Annotated in this window: 11 protein-coding genes; 9 read left to right on the top strand and 2 right to left on the bottom strand. The window is 52.6% G+C overall.

Annotation, left to right across the window (positions count from 1 at the left end; translation table 11 throughout):
* The first annotated feature begins 120 nt into the window (after window positions 1-120).
* From sdhC to sucD, 9 genes are all read left to right on the top strand, one after another.
* Complete coding sequence (gene sdhC / locus ACK3CJ_RS13780) at window positions 121-498, top strand: succinate dehydrogenase, cytochrome b556 subunit (protein ID WP_409522795.1); 378 nt, start codon at window positions 121-123, stop codon at window positions 496-498.
* A complete protein-coding gene (gene sdhD / locus ACK3CJ_RS13775; protein ID WP_409522794.1) occupies window positions 492-839 on the top strand; it encodes a succinate dehydrogenase, hydrophobic membrane anchor protein in 348 nt (115 codons plus the stop codon). The genes sdhC and sdhD overlap by 7 nt, the downstream gene beginning before the upstream one ends.
* Before the next feature lie 3 nt (window positions 840-842).
* Entirely contained in the window at window positions 843-2618 is a 1776-nt protein-coding gene (sdhA, locus tag ACK3CJ_RS13770; protein WP_409522793.1) for a succinate dehydrogenase flavoprotein subunit, read from the top strand.
* Window positions 2619-2630: 12 nt separating this feature from the next.
* Entirely contained in the window at window positions 2631-3335 is a 705-nt protein-coding gene (locus ACK3CJ_RS13765) for a succinate dehydrogenase iron-sulfur subunit (protein WP_409522792.1), read from the top strand.
* A 431-nt stretch (window positions 3336-3766) separates the two neighbouring features.
* Complete coding sequence (locus ACK3CJ_RS13760; RefSeq protein WP_409522791.1) at window positions 3767-6598, top strand: 2-oxoglutarate dehydrogenase E1 component; 2832 nt, start codon at window positions 3767-3769, stop codon at window positions 6596-6598.
* 46 nt (window positions 6599-6644) lie between these two features.
* Window positions 6645-7859, top strand: a complete 1215-nt coding sequence (gene odhB, locus ACK3CJ_RS13755) for a 2-oxoglutarate dehydrogenase complex dihydrolipoyllysine-residue succinyltransferase (RefSeq protein ID WP_409522790.1) — start codon at window positions 6645-6647, stop codon at window positions 7857-7859.
* A 40-nt stretch (window positions 7860-7899) separates the two neighbouring features.
* Window positions 7900-9336: a dihydrolipoyl dehydrogenase gene (gene lpdA / locus ACK3CJ_RS13750; RefSeq protein WP_409522789.1), complete on the top strand. Its 1437-nt coding sequence runs from the start codon at window positions 7900-7902 to the stop codon at window positions 9334-9336.
* 120 nt (window positions 9337-9456) lie between these two features.
* Complete coding sequence (gene sucC, locus ACK3CJ_RS13745; RefSeq protein WP_151703325.1) at window positions 9457-10623, top strand: ADP-forming succinate--CoA ligase subunit beta; 1167 nt, start codon at window positions 9457-9459, stop codon at window positions 10621-10623.
* 2 nt (window positions 10624-10625) lie between these two features.
* Window positions 10626-11501 (top strand): succinate--CoA ligase subunit alpha, encoded by an 876-nt coding sequence (sucD, locus tag ACK3CJ_RS13740; protein WP_409522788.1) that lies wholly within the window; start codon window positions 10626-10628, stop codon window positions 11499-11501.
* 136 nt (window positions 11502-11637) lie between these two features.
* Here the strand turns inward: sucD and ACK3CJ_RS13735 are convergent, their stop codons facing one another.
* Entirely contained in the window at window positions 11638-12321 is a 684-nt protein-coding gene (locus ACK3CJ_RS13735) for a DUF3047 domain-containing protein (RefSeq protein WP_409522787.1), read from the bottom strand.
* Window positions 12318-13814 carry a hypothetical protein gene (locus tag ACK3CJ_RS13730; protein ID WP_409522786.1) on the bottom strand — a complete coding sequence of 499 codons (1497 nt, stop codon included), beginning with the start codon at window positions 13812-13814 and terminating at the stop codon, window positions 12318-12320. The genes ACK3CJ_RS13735 and ACK3CJ_RS13730 overlap by 4 nt, the downstream gene beginning before the upstream one ends.
* Window positions 13815-13843: the final 29 nt, after the last annotated feature.

The following is a 13843-nucleotide window of genomic DNA, read 5'->3' as shown; positions in this document are numbered from 1 at the left end:
ACATCTCTGGTGCAAAGGTGGATCAGAGACTGATCCAGTTCGTGCATTTCGAGGTACTGCTTCTGAGCACTTCCTAGCAACCAAGTCCTGCAACAGGGCTATTGAGTGTGAACTAGAGCCGTGAACAAGAAAAGACCTGTAAATCTTGATTTTCGTACCATTAAATTGCCACTCCCGGCGATTACTTCGATCATACATCGTGTCACAGGTGTAGCGCTGTTCTTTGGTGCCATCTTTGTCGTGTATATCTTGGGGTTGTCGCTGGAATCTCAGTCGGGCTTTAATGCCGCGGCTGCGATACTCCGGGATAGTTTCCTGGCTAAACTCATCGCATGGGGATTTGTGTCTGCCCTGTTGTACCACATGATTGCCGGTATCAAGCATCTGATTATGGATTTCGGATACTGTGAAGAGCTCGAAAGTGGTCAACTGGCGGCAAAAGTGACAGTGATTGTGGCTGTGGTCGCAGTTTTGCTCGCGGGAGTATGGATATGGTAACTAGCATTACAAGCTTTGGCCGTAGCGGCCTTTATGACTGGATGATCCAGCGTGTAACCGCTGTCGTACTTTTGGCATATACGGTATTCATGCTGGCTTATCTGCTGTTCAATCCAGATCTGGATTTTGCTCAGTGGAGTGCTCTGTTCGAGGGCACGGTCATGCGTCTGTTTACCTTGCTGGCGATTCTGTCACTGGCTGCTCATGCGTGGATAGGTCTGTGGTCTGTTTCCACCGACTATATCAAGCCAACGGTATTGCGCTTCATGTTCCAGTCCCTGTGTGGTCTGCTGGCATTTATCTATGTCGTGTGGGGCATTCAGATTCTGTGGGGTATTTAACACATGTCTTCTAGTCTGCGTACATTGAGTTTTGATGCAATTGTTGTTGGTGGCGGTGGCGCCGGTATGCGTGCCGCGCTGCAGCTGACACAATCTGGCCTGAACACGGCTTGTATCACTAAAGTATTTCCTACCCGTTCTCATACAGTCTCTGCTCAGGGTGGTATCACCTGTGCGATTGCCAGTGCGGATCCTAATGATGACTGGCGCTGGCATATGTATGACACGGTCAAGGGTTCTGATTACATTGGTGATCAGGATGCGATCGAGTATATGTGTTCTGTCGGTCCTCAGGCGGTATTTGAACTGGATCATATGGGTATGCCTTTCTCCCGCACGGAGATCGGTCGTATCTATCAGCGCCCCTTTGGTGGTCAGTCCAAGAACTTCGGTGAAGGCGGTCAGGCTGCCCGTACCTGTGCTGCTGCTGACCGTACCGGTCATGCACTGCTGCATACGCTGTATCAGGCCAACCTGAAAGGCGGTACGACCTTCCTGAACGAATGGTATGCCGTAGATCTGGTCAAGAATGCTGACGGCGCAGTCGTGGGTACTATTGCCATCTGTATCGAAACCGGTGAAACCGTTTATATCAAAGCCAAGGCTACAGTGCTGGCAACCGGTGGTGCGGGTCGTATCTATGCTTCCACTACCAATGCCCTGATCAACACGGGTGATGGTGTTGGTATGGCGCTGCGTGCCAATGTGCCTGCTCAGGATATGGAGATGTGGCAGTTCCATCCAACCGGTATTGCCGGTGCGGGTGTTCTGGTCACTGAAGGTTGTCGTGGTGAGGGGGGTTACCTGATCAACAAGGATGGCGAGCGTTTCATGGAGCGTTATGCGCCCAACGCCAAGGACCTTGCTGGTCGTGACGTTGTAGCCCGTTCCATGATCCTTGAGATTCTTGAAGGTCGTGGTTGTGGCCCTGACGGTGACCATGTTCTGCTGAAGTTGGATCACCTGGGTGAAGAGGTTCTGCACTCACGTCTGCCTGGTATCTGTGAGCTGTCCCAGACCTTTGCAGCGGTTGACCCTGTCAAGGCGCCGGTACCTGTTGTTCCGACTTGCCATTACATGATGGGTGGTATCATTACCAACATCGGTGGTCAGGCGATTACTCAGGATGCTGATGGAAATGACCAGATCATTAATGGTCTGTTCGCCTGTGGTGAAGCGGCCTGTGTTTCTGTGCATGGTGCTAACCGTCTGGGTGGTAACTCACTGCTGGATCTGGTGGTATTCGGTCGTGCGGCCGGTATGCAGATCGAGAAGCAGATGCGTGAAGGCTATGAAGTGGCTGACGCAACTCAGTCCGATATCGATGCAGCCATGGCGCGTCTGAATCGCCTTAACAATAGCACGGGTGGTGAAAGAACCGCCGAGGTTCGCAAGGATCTTCAGAACACCATGCAGCTCTATTTCGGTGTATTCCGCGATGGTGAAAGCATGGAGAAGGGTCTGGCGCTATTGCAGGAGATCCGCAAGCGTGTCGAAAACCAGTATCTGGATGACAAGAGTCAGGCATTCAATACATCACGTATCGAAGCGCTTGAGCTTGATAACCTGATGGAAGTGGCTGAGGCTACCGCTATTGCTGCTGTGGAGCGTAAAGAGTCCCGTGGAGCGCATGCCCGCAATGACTTTACTGACCGCGATGACGAGAATTGGCTCTGCCATTCGGTCTATTATCCGCAGGATAAGCGTATAGGTAAGCGTGCCGTCAACTTCGCTCCGAAGACGATGGAAGCCTTTCCACCGAAAACTAGAACCTATTAAGGGGCTGATACGATGCTGGTAAGTTTATATCGCTATAACCCTGAAACGGACGATGTGCCTTACATGCAGGATATCCATATTGATATCCCCGGTGGCAAGGACATCATGGTGCTGGATCTGCTTCAGCTGCTGAAGGAGAAAGACACGACTCTGACATTCAGACGTTCCTGTCGTGAAGGGGTCTGTGGCTCCGACGGCCTGAACATGAATGGCAAGAACGGTCTGGCCTGTATCACAGCGTTGTCGCAGGTTGTCGAAAAAGACAAGCTAGTGCTGCGTCCGCTGCCTGGGCTTCCTGTTATTCGCGATCTGGTCGTGGATATGGGGCAGTTCTACAAGCAGTACGAAAAGATCAAGCCTTATCTGATCAATGATACGCCTGCACCAGCCATTGAGCGTCTGCAGTCTCCTGAAGAGCGTGCTGAACTGGATGGGCTTTATGAGTGTATCTTGTGTGCTTGCTGCTCCAGTGCATGTCCATCTTTCTGGTGGAATCCCGATAAGTTTGTGGGGCCGTCAGGCTTGCTGCAAGCCTACCGCTTCCTGGCAGACAGTCGTGATACCGCAACAGATCAGAGGCTGGCAGAGTTGGATGACCCCTTTAGTGTCTTCCGTTGCCATGGTATAATGAACTGTGTCAATGTCTGCCCTAAGGGTCTTAATCCGACCAAGGCGATTGGCAAGATCAGGAACATGCTACTGCAACAAGCTACCTGATCCATAATAATAAAAACGGCGCTTATGCGCCGTTTTTTTATGTCCAGGGATGGCGATATGCCGGCAGCGCAGGAGCAGTTGCCTGTTATATGTGCAGAAAGCGTTTTGAAACTACTTTTGAAACTACAGGGTTGTCAACGGCGACAAACCGACGGCTTGTTAAAACGAGGCCTTTTCATCGGGTGAGGCTAGCCAAAAGCAGAATGTCTTTGGCTATCATAAATTCTGTAGAATTTATCCCGTTTGAAACGTGGTTTCGGTGTTAACAGCAAGCTAAAAGTCGTAAAATGTGCGCCTGCATGGTCAGGCGGTATAAAAACGGCTGTGCAGCATCACAGAATCGGTAATCAGCAAAGGGCGGCTGGCACTGGCTTGGCAGGGACTTGGTGCATCCTGCTTTCCGGCTTCCCCAGACTCAGGGTGATATAACAATGCAAGACAGCATGATGGAGCTGCTTTGGAAGAATGCACATCTATATGGTGGCAATCTTTCATATGTAGAACAACTGTACGAAGCTTACCTGATGGACCCGAACGCCGTTCCTCAGGAGTGGCGCGAAGAGTTCGACCGTTTGCCAGCAACAGGCGGTCCGATCTTTCAGGATGTTCCTCACTCCGCTATAAGAGAGCATTTTCTCCACTTATCCAAGAATCAACGACGTGCTGCGGCACCGTCTGCCGACAGCTACAGCTCTGAACACGAGAAAAAGCAGGTGCGCGTACTGCGCATGATCAATGCCTACCGTGTGCGTGGTCATCAGGTAGCCAAGATTGACCCCCTGAATCTGTTGAAGCATGAACCGATTCCCGATCTGGAACTGCGCTTCCATGAACTTTCCGAAGCCGACTATGACACCACTTTCCAGCTGGGTTCTCTATTCTTCGGTCCTGAAGAAGCCACACTGAAAAATATCGTTGCCGATCTGAAGAAAACCTACTGCTCATCCATCGGTATCGAGTACATGCATATCGTTGATACGCAGGAAAAACGCTGGTTGCAGTCACGTATGGAACCCGTGCGTTGTGATCCGGTACTCGACGCTGAGGTCAAAATCCATATTCTGGAACGTCTGACTGCCGCCGAAGGCCTTGAGAAGTATCTCGGCTCTCGTTATGCCGGTGCCAAACGTTTCGGCGTGGAGGGTGGAGAAAGCCTGATCCCTTGTCTGGATGAGTTGATTCAACGTGGTGGTCGCCTGGGCGCGAAAGAGATCGTGATCGGCATGGCACACCGTGGCCGTCTTAACGTACTGGTCAACATCTTCGGTAAGAATCCATCCGATCTGTTTGGTGAATTTGAAGGCAAGAAACTGCTGGATACTTCCGGTGACGTCAAATACCACCAGGGCTTCTCGTCCAACGTCATGACACCAGGCGGCGAAGTTCACATGGCGATGGCGTTTAACCCCTCCCATCTTGAGATCGTCTCTCCGGTGGTTGAAGGTTCTGTGCGCGCGCGCCAAGACCGTCGCGAAGACAAGGTCGGTACTACAGTCATCCCTGTGTCGATCCATGGTGATGCTGCGTTTGCCGGACAGGGTGTGGTGATGGAAACCTTCCAGATGTCCCAGACTCGTGCATACAAAACGGGTGGAACGATCCATCTCGTGATCAACAACCAGGTCGGTTTCACAACGTCCAAGAAAGAAGATGCTCGCTCTACCGAGTACTGCACCGATGTTGCTAAAATGGTTCAGGCACCGATTTTCCACGTTAATGGTGATGATCCTGAGGCAGTGCGTTTTGTTACTCAGCTTGCGTTGGATTTCCGTAACGAATTCAAAAAAGACGTGGTGATTGATCTCGTCTGCTACCGTCGTCGTGGTCACAACGAAGCGGATGAGCCATCCGGTACTCAGCCTTTGATGTACAAGCAGATCAAGGTGCAGAAAACCACGCGTGAGCTTTATGCGCAGAAGCTGATTAACGAAGGCATCATCACTGACGAAGAGAACCGGGCGCTGGAGCAGAACTATCGCAAGGCGCTTGAAAATGGCGAGCATGTTGCCAATTCTCTGGTGCTTGAGCCTAATAGCGAGCTGTTCGTAGACTGGAGGCCTTATCTGGGTCATCAATGGTCTTTCGATGCTAATACAAGTGTCGACATCAAGCTGTTGCAGGAGCTCGGCAACAAGATGTGTCAGCTGCCTGAGGGTTTCGGAGTTCAGCGACAGGTTGAAAAGATCTATGATGACCGCAGGCGCATGGCTGCCGGTGCCATGGAGATCAACTGGGGCTTCGCCGAGACGCTGGCCTATGCGACGTTGCTGGCTGAAGGCTATCCGATACGTCTGACTGGTCAGGATGTCGGTCGCGGTACGTTCTCGCACCGCCATGCTGTTCTGCATAATCAGAATGACGCTGCCACCTACATTCCTCTGCAGCATCTGGATGAGAAACAGCCTAATTTCGATATTTTTGATTCCTTCCTGTCTGAAGAAGCGGTTCTGGCCTTTGAATATGGCTACTCCACCACCATGCCAAACACCATGGTGATCTGGGAAGCACAGTTCGGTGATTTCGCCAATGGCGCACAGGTCGTGATCGATCAGTTCATCACCAGTGGTGAACACAAATGGGGACGTCTGTGTGGTCTGACCATGCTGTTGCCGCACGGTTTTGAAGGACAGGGTCCTGAGCACTCCTCAGCGCGCCTGGAGCGTTTCCTGCAACTCAGTGCTGAACACAATATTCAGGTGTGTGTTCCGACAACACCTGCTCAGATATTCCATCTGATCCGTCGTCAGACAGTGCGTCCGCTGCGTAAGCCGCTGGTCGTGATGACGCCTAAGTCATTGCTGCGCCATAAACAGGCGATATCAACACTTGAAGAACTGGCAGAGGGCAGCTTCCAGCCGGTGATCGGTGAGATCGATACGCTTGATCCGAAGAAGGTTAAACGCGTAGTTCTGTGTAGTGGTAAGGTCTATTTTGATCTGTACAACAAGCGTGCAGAACTTGAAAAAGACGATGTCGCAATTATTAGAATTGAGCAGCTTTATCCCTTCCCTGAAGAGATTCTGGGCCAGGCGATTGCAGATTACACGAATCTGGAGTCCGTGGTCTGGTGTCAGGAAGAGCCTATGAATCAGGGCGCCTGGTACTGCAGTCAGCACCATATGCGTCACGTGTTGCATCGTCATGATCCTAAGTTGTTCCTGACGGGCGTCGGCCGGCCACATGCGGCTGCACCGGCTGTAGGTTATATTTCTGTTCATCTTGAACAGCAGGAACAGCTTCTGAACGAAGCGATTAACGGTTAACGACAGGTTCGATTGCGAACTACCAGAGCAGTTAAAAGGAAACAGCATGTCCATCGAAATTAAAGCACCGACTTTCCCTGAATCCGTGGCAGACGGTACCGTTGCAACCTGGCATAAACAGCCAGGTGACGCCTGCTCCGTTGACGAGCTGATCGTTGATATCGAAACCGACAAGGTTGTCCTTGAAGTGGTGGCACCTGTAGACGGTGTCATCAAGGAAATCCTGAAAGCAGAAGGCGACACAGTCCTGAGTGAAGAAGTTCTGGCCATTTTTGAAGCTGGAGCCGCTGCCAGTGCAGCGCCCGCAGCCGCCGCTTCTGCTTCTGCTCCTGCTGCAACCGCGACAGCTACTGATGCTGACAAGGTTGGCCCTGCTGCACGCAGACTGATTGATGAGCACGGTCTTGATGCATCTAAAATTCCAGGCAGCGGCAAGAATGGTGGTATCACCAAAGAAGACGTTCAGGCATTTATCAACAACCAGTCTGCAGCACCGACAGCAGCGCCTGCGCCTGCAGCAAAAGCAGCAGCACCTGTTGTTAATGTCGCGGCCGGTGAGCGTGTCGAAAAACGTGTGCCGATGACTCGTCTGCGTGCGACTATCGCTAAGCGTCTGGTTGAAGCTCAGCAGAATGCTGCGATGCTGACCACCTATAATGAAGTCAACATGAAACCGATCATGGAACTGCGTAAGCAGTACAAAGATCTGTTCGAGAAGACACATAATGGCACCCGTCTGGGCTTCATGTCCTTCTTCGTCAAGGCTGCTACTGAAGCACTGAAGCGCTTCCCTGCGGTAAACGCATCTATTGATGGCAACGATATGGTCTATCACGGTTATCAGGATATCGGCGTTGCCGTATCGACTGAACGTGGTCTGATGGTCCCTGTGTTGCGTGATACGGATGCCATGAATCTGGCTGATGTTGAAGCTGCCATTGCCGATTTCGGCAAGCGTGGTCGTGACGGCAAGCTGGGAATGGATGACATGCAGGGCGGTACTTTCACCATCACTAACGGTGGTGTCTTCGGCTCGCTGATGTCTACCCCCATCCTGAACCCGCCACAGACTGCGATCCTGGGTATGCACAAGATTCAGGAGCGTCCGATGGCTGTTAATGGTCAGGTTGTGATTCTGCCGATGATGTACCTGGCGCTGTCATATGACCACCGTATGATTGATGGTAAGGAAGCGGTACAATTTTTGGTTACAATAAAAGATCTGCTCGAAGATCCGGCCCGCATGCTGCTTGATGTATAAGGCAGCTGGTAACCCACGTATTAACGACAGGATTGATTAAATGTCTGATAAATTTGATGTAATTGTTATTGGTGCAGGCCCTGGCGGGTATGTTGCTGCAATTCGTGCTGCTCAGCTGGGTCTGAAAGCTGCTTGTGTCGAGAAGTGGGTGGACGACAAAGGGACTCCTGTTCTGGGAGGCACTTGTCTGAACGTAGGTTGCATCCCTTCCAAGGCGCTGCTTGAAACCACTCACAAACTGCATGAAGCTCAGCATGGCTTTGCGGCTCAGGGTATCGTTGCTGAAAATGTTCGCATCGATACAAAACAGATGGTTGCGCGCAAAGACCAGATAGTCAAAAACCTGACCGGCGGTATCGCGGGTCTGTTCAAGGCTAACGGCGTGACTCTGCTGCAGGGTAAAGGCAAGCTACTGGCCAACAAGCAGGTTGAAGTCACTGCTCAGGATGGTGCCGTATCTGTCTATTCTGCAGAGAACGTTGTTCTGGCTGCGGGCTCCGTACCGGTTGAAATTCCACCGGCTCCACTGACCGAAGGTCTGATTCTGGACAACGCTGGTGCTTTGGATATCGATGAAGCGCCAGAGCGTCTGGGTGTTATCGGTGCGGGTGTCATCGGTCTGGAAATGGGCTCCATCTGGGCGCGTTGTGGCTCTAAAGTCACTGTACTTGAAGCGATGGATAGTTTCCTGCCTGTCGCCGACCAGGACGTAGCTAAAGAAGCACAGAAACTGCTGACCAAGCAGGGCCTGGATATCAAGCTGGGTGCGCGCTGCACCGGTACTGAAATCAAAGGTAAAGAGATCACCGTCAAGTACACTGATGGCAATGGCGATCAGGAACTGGTGGTAGACAAGCTGATCGTGGCTGTTGGTCGTCGTCCTCTGACTCAGGACCTGATCAGCGCAGACAGCGGTGTGAAACTGGACGAGCGTGGCTTCATCTTTGTTGATGATCAGTGCCGTACGGATGCACCGGGCGTCTATGCGATCGGTGACATCGTTCGTGGCCCGATGCTGGCACACAAGGCATCGGAAGAGGGCATCATGGTTGTTGATATCATTGCCGGTCACAAAGCCGCAATGAACTACGATTGCATCCCGAACATCATTTATACCTTCCCTGAGCTGGCATGGGTGGGTAAAACCGAGCAGGAACTTAAATCTGCCGGGGTCAAAATAAAAGTCGGCAAATTCCCGTTTGCGGCCTCTGGTCGTGCGATGGCAGCGAATGCGACAGAAGGTTTTGTCAAAATGATCGCTGACGAAGAAACGGATAGAATACTGGGTGTTCACATGGTCGGCGGCATTGCTTCCGAACTGATCGCTCAGGCCGTTATTGCAATGGAGTTCTGCTCAACTGCAGAGGATCTGCAGCTAACGGTATTCGCTCACCCAACCGTGAGTGAGGCGGTACATGAAGCTGCTCTGGCAGTGGATAATCACGCCATCCACATTGCAAATCGCAAGAAACGCTAATAAGTGCTGCGGTGCAGATGAGGCACTGGCTTCATCTGCTGTAGAGCAGCAAAGTGCGTGCAACGAGGTCTCTGACCGCTAGCGTTGTGCATGTTTAGTCAAATTTCAACGGATTAGAACATGAACCTTCACGAGTACCAAGGCAAACAGTTGTTTGCTGAATACGGTCTGCCGGTTTCCAAGGGTTTCGCGGTAGAAACACCAGAAGCAGCTGCTGAAGCAGCTGAAAAAATCGGCGGTGACATGTGGGTTGTTAAAGCCCAGGTCCACGCCGGTGGCCGTGGTAAGGCTGGTGGCGTCAAGCTGATCAAGTCTCCTGCTGAAGCAAAAGAGTTTGCTGAAAAGTGGCTCGGCAACCGTCTGGTGACTTACCAGACAGACGCCAATGGCCAGCCAGTGACCAAGATTCTGGTTGAGACCTGCACTGATATCGCCAATGAGCTGTATCTGGGTGCTGTGGTTGATCGCTCAACCCGTCGTATCGTCTTCATGGCCTCTACTGAAGGTGGTGTTGAGATCGAGAAGGTTGCTGAAGAAACTCCTGAAAAAATCCTTAAGGCTACTATTGATCCCATGACTGGCGCTCAGCCATATCAGGGTCGTGAGCTGGCTTTCCAGCTGGGCCTGAAAGGCGATCAGATCAAACAGTTCGTCCATATCTTCATGGGTCTGGCGAAAATGTTTGAAGAGAAAGATCTGGCACTGCTCGAGATCAACCCTCTGGTTATCACAGAACAGGGCAACCTGCACTGTCTGGACGCTAAAATCGTGATCGACAGCAACGCGGTTTACCGTCATAAAGATATTCAGGAAATGCACGATCCTTCACAGGATGACGAGCGCGAAGGTCACGCAGCCAAGTGGGAACTGAACTATGTTGCCCTGGAAGGTAACATCGGCTGCATGGTTAACGGTGCTGGTCTGGCGATGGGTACCATGGACATCGTCAAGCTGCACGGTGGCCAGCCTGCCAACTTCCTTGACGTAGGCGGCGGTGCAACCAAAGAGCGCGTAACTGAAGCGTTCAAGATCATCCTGTCTGACGACAGCGTTAAAGCCGTTCTGGTTAACATCTTCGGTGGTATCGTGCGTTGCGACCTGATTGCTGATGGCATCATCGGCGCAGTCAAAGAAGTCGGCGTTAACGTACCTGTCGTTGTTCGTCTGGAAGGTAACAACGCAGAGCTGGGTGCACAGCGCCTGGCAGAGTCTGGTCTGGATATCATTGCAGCAACCAGCCTCACGGATGCAGCTGTTCAGGTCGTTAAAGCAGCGGAGGGTAAATAATCATGGCAATTCTGATTAACAAAGACACCAAGGTAATCTGTCAGGGTTTCACTGGTGGCCAGGGTACCTTCCACTCTGAACAGGCTATCGCATACGGCACCAAAATGGTTGGTGGTGTTACACCGGGTAAAGGTGGCACTGAGCACCTGGGCCTGCCTGTATTCAACACCGTTAAAGAAGCAGTCGAGCAGACTGGTGCTGAAGCATCTGTTATCTATGTTCCTGCTGCCTTCTGTAAGGATTCCATCCTGGAAGCCGCTAACGCTGGCATCAAACTGATCGTCTGCATCACTGAAGGTATCCCTACTCTGGATATGCTGCAGTGCAAAGTGAAGTGCGATGAGCTGGGTGTTCGTCTGATCGGACCAAACTGCCCGGGTGTTATCACTCCGGGCGAGTGCAAGATCGGCATTATGCCTGGTCACATCCACCTGCCGGGTAAAGTCGGTATCGTTTCACGTTCAGGTACACTGACGTATGAAGCGGTCAAGCAGACGACAGATGCTGGTTTTGGCCAGTCTACCTGTGTCGGTATCGGTGGTGATCCGATCCCTGGCTCCAACTTCATCGACATTCTGGAAATGTTCCAGAATGACCCGCAGACCGAAGCGATCGTCATGATCGGTGAGATCGGTGGTTCTGCTGAAGAAGAAGCGGCTGCCTACATCAAAGCCAACGTAACCAAGCCTGTTGTATCTTACATTGCCGGTGTCACTGCACCTGCTGGTAAGCGCATGGGTCACGCCGGTGCGATCATCTCCGGTGGTAAGGGTACAGCAGCTGAGAAGTTCGCTGCCCTGGAAGACGCAGGCGTTAAAACCGTGCGTTCACTGGCTGATATCGGCAAGGCACTGACTGAGATCACAGGCTGGAAATAATCCTTCCAACCTTTGCTCCAGTGCAAAAGAAAGGCAGCCTCGGCTGCCTTTTCTGTTTTTATCTGCTGCTCAATCCAATGCCCAATAATGGAGCAGGGAAATGTGTGTGAACACAGGAGTACGGCCACGCCTGTGACTAATCGTGCGTTAGTCCGAGCGGCTGTGGCGATGCAGAGAAGTAAATGTCGCCGTACCAGGCTTTCACTGTGCCACCAGTATCATCAGCGTCCGTCATCAATGCCACACCGTCGATAACATCGATGTCGATGCCAAAGGCTTCCCTGAGGTCTTCACGCACGTTCTGCACATGGGTTACCCACTGCCCTACCATCTCGGGACCGCTGTCCAGAGCCAGCATCTGTGCATTGCCTCCGGCGTAGGCGTTGGGCCATCGGCTCCCCACTGGTTGGTGGTTGGACCACACATAGTTGAGGGCTCGGGTGCGCCAGAATGCCAGCCCGTTTCTTTTCACCACATAGATGCGGGCGGAATAGTCATCGCCAGCCTTGGTGAGCTCATCCACGCCGTCAAAAATGGCATCAACCCGCCATCGCCAATGCAGGTAAGGGGTTTCACGCAGATCGATGCTCAGGGTGCGGTACAGTGCGCTGGCGGTACCGTTGGCATCGGCTTGTAATACGCTCTCTCCATTGAGGTCAACAAGGCTATAGGTGGTTTTGCCATTGAAGGAGCGCTCACGCCACTCTTCCAGTCCGCTTTCCAGTCCGCTGGAAAAATCGCCGACTAATACTCTGTCTGAGGCGGAGGCGGTACCTGTCAGCATCGCTAATAACAATATTGGTGTGAAGATCCATTTCATTGAGATTCGCTCCGTATCAGCAGATTGTGCAGTAGCCAGGCATCGTCGAAATGCCGACGGCCGATAAAAGCAATGGCATGGGTGCCGGGCTGGCGCAGAGTGCCAGCGCTGGGTACTCCAAATGGCCAGAAGACAAATCTTTCAGGGCGGCGAGAAGCCGGTATCAGTCCATCGGGTCGGTAGACGCTGGCATACTTGCCGCCTGGTAAGGGTAATGAACGTAACTTGTCGGCGGTCGCGCTGAGCAGAGTATGAGTCCCTGGGGGCAGAGGTCTGGCTGCCACATCAATGAAATAACGCGTACCTGCAGCAAACAGCAGTACCAGCCGGTTATTGTTTTCGGGCACTGGTGCCTGATCCGGGACAAAGATCGGCTCCTGATCAGTGGGTTGTGGTAGGGCAGTCCAACCCGAAGCAGGGAGCAGGGCGTAATAGCAGCCGCAGGGGTGAATGCTGTCATGGGCGAGTATCTGTCCGTCGCTATCCAGTGTGGTGCGCCAGATCACACCATCCAATTCACCGGCGACCAGATCAAATGCGGATAACCGGGGCCGTTCGGAAAACAACAGCATGTAATTGAGCTGAATCAGCACCTCGTTTTGGAAACGGGTCCAGGATAGCCAGCGGTACTCGGTTGCCTGCTCTGTATCTACTCTGGGGTTGGCATCGTGGTTAAGTAGCAGGGTGCCGGGCAAGTCTGCTGTACTCCGAGTTTCCACCCCCCAAACCGGAGCATGGGTTGCCAGCAGTAGGTCGCGGGTGGCCAGTGGCATTGCAGGCACTCCGAGGGAGTCGCGAGGCAGATCTCTGATCAGCTGTGAGGCGTGTTTGTGCTCAGGGGCAGGGTCGTCGTTAACCGCATAGTAGCGGAAGGCCCCCCGCTCGGTAGAGGTGTCCTGATAGATATCTTCCAGCTGCCTGTGTAACGCCTCGACCCGAGGGCGTGCGACCCGGCGTGCTATGGGATACAGTCCCAGCACGCGTTGCCAGGAGTTGTAGGCGTCAGAAGCCACTGCCGCTGCCCTCAGGGCATCCCGTGATAGATCATTGCCAGTGATGGTGGTGCTCAACAAGGTACGACAGTGATCAAGGGCGTCATCCAATTGCGAGGGCAGTCGATGCTGTTCCGCAATGGGTATCCACTGGTTATGCAGTGCCTGCCTGGAGGAGCTTTTCAGGTTCTGTAGTTCGTAATGTCGCGCATCACGGTCAAGATCTTCCAGGTGTGTCAGCCAATCCCGGAACTGCACCGAATCATCAACTTCTTCGCGAAAGGAGGCAAGAAACCGGTCGGTCCGCAGCCACGGGAATCCCTTTATTCTGGCCGCTCCAGCGTCTCCGACACCTGCTTGGCTGATAGCGTGATCGGTGTTGTCAAACAGAGCCAGACACTGCCGGTCGATATCCGTTACAGAGATAGATGAAAGAGGCGTTGGAACCGTGCTGCAACCCGCCAACATCAAGGGCACCAGCACTAAAAGTCGATGGATCATGGGTATGGATGCACCGAGAGTCATTTTAT

This window comes from Nitrincola salilacus (genome assembly GCF_046271865.1).
GTDB classification, from domain to species: Bacteria; Pseudomonadota; Gammaproteobacteria; order Pseudomonadales; family Balneatricaceae; genus Nitrincola; species Nitrincola salilacus.
This window is presented reverse-complemented; position numbering and strand designations above follow the sequence as displayed.

What these genes read in the sequence shown, in the direction of transcription:
- ACK3CJ_RS13730 (WP_409522786.1), bottom strand. Translation starts at nt 13,814, where the DNA reads ATGATCCATCGACTTTTAGTGCTGGTGCCCTTGATGTTGGCGGGTTGC.
- lpdA (WP_409522789.1), top strand. Translation starts at nt 7,900, where the DNA reads ATGTCTGATAAATTTGATGTAATTGTTATTGGTGCAGGCCCTGGCGGG.
- ACK3CJ_RS13735 (WP_409522787.1), bottom strand. Translation starts at nt 12,321, where the DNA reads ATGAAATGGATCTTCACACCAATATTGTTATTAGCGATGCTGACAGGT.
- sdhA (WP_409522793.1), top strand. Translation starts at nt 843, where the DNA reads ATGTCTTCTAGTCTGCGTACATTGAGTTTTGATGCAATTGTTGTTGGT.
- odhB (WP_409522790.1), top strand. Translation starts at nt 6,645, where the DNA reads ATGTCCATCGAAATTAAAGCACCGACTTTCCCTGAATCCGTGGCAGAC.
- sucD (WP_409522788.1), top strand. Translation starts at nt 10,626, where the DNA reads ATGGCAATTCTGATTAACAAAGACACCAAGGTAATCTGTCAGGGTTTC.
- ACK3CJ_RS13760 (WP_409522791.1), top strand. Translation starts at nt 3,767, where the DNA reads ATGCAAGACAGCATGATGGAGCTGCTTTGGAAGAATGCACATCTATAT.
- sucC (WP_151703325.1), top strand. Translation starts at nt 9,457, where the DNA reads ATGAACCTTCACGAGTACCAAGGCAAACAGTTGTTTGCTGAATACGGT.
- sdhD (WP_409522794.1), top strand. Translation starts at nt 492, where the DNA reads ATGGTAACTAGCATTACAAGCTTTGGCCGTAGCGGCCTTTATGACTGG.
- ACK3CJ_RS13765 (WP_409522792.1), top strand. Translation starts at nt 2,631, where the DNA reads ATGCTGGTAAGTTTATATCGCTATAACCCTGAAACGGACGATGTGCCT.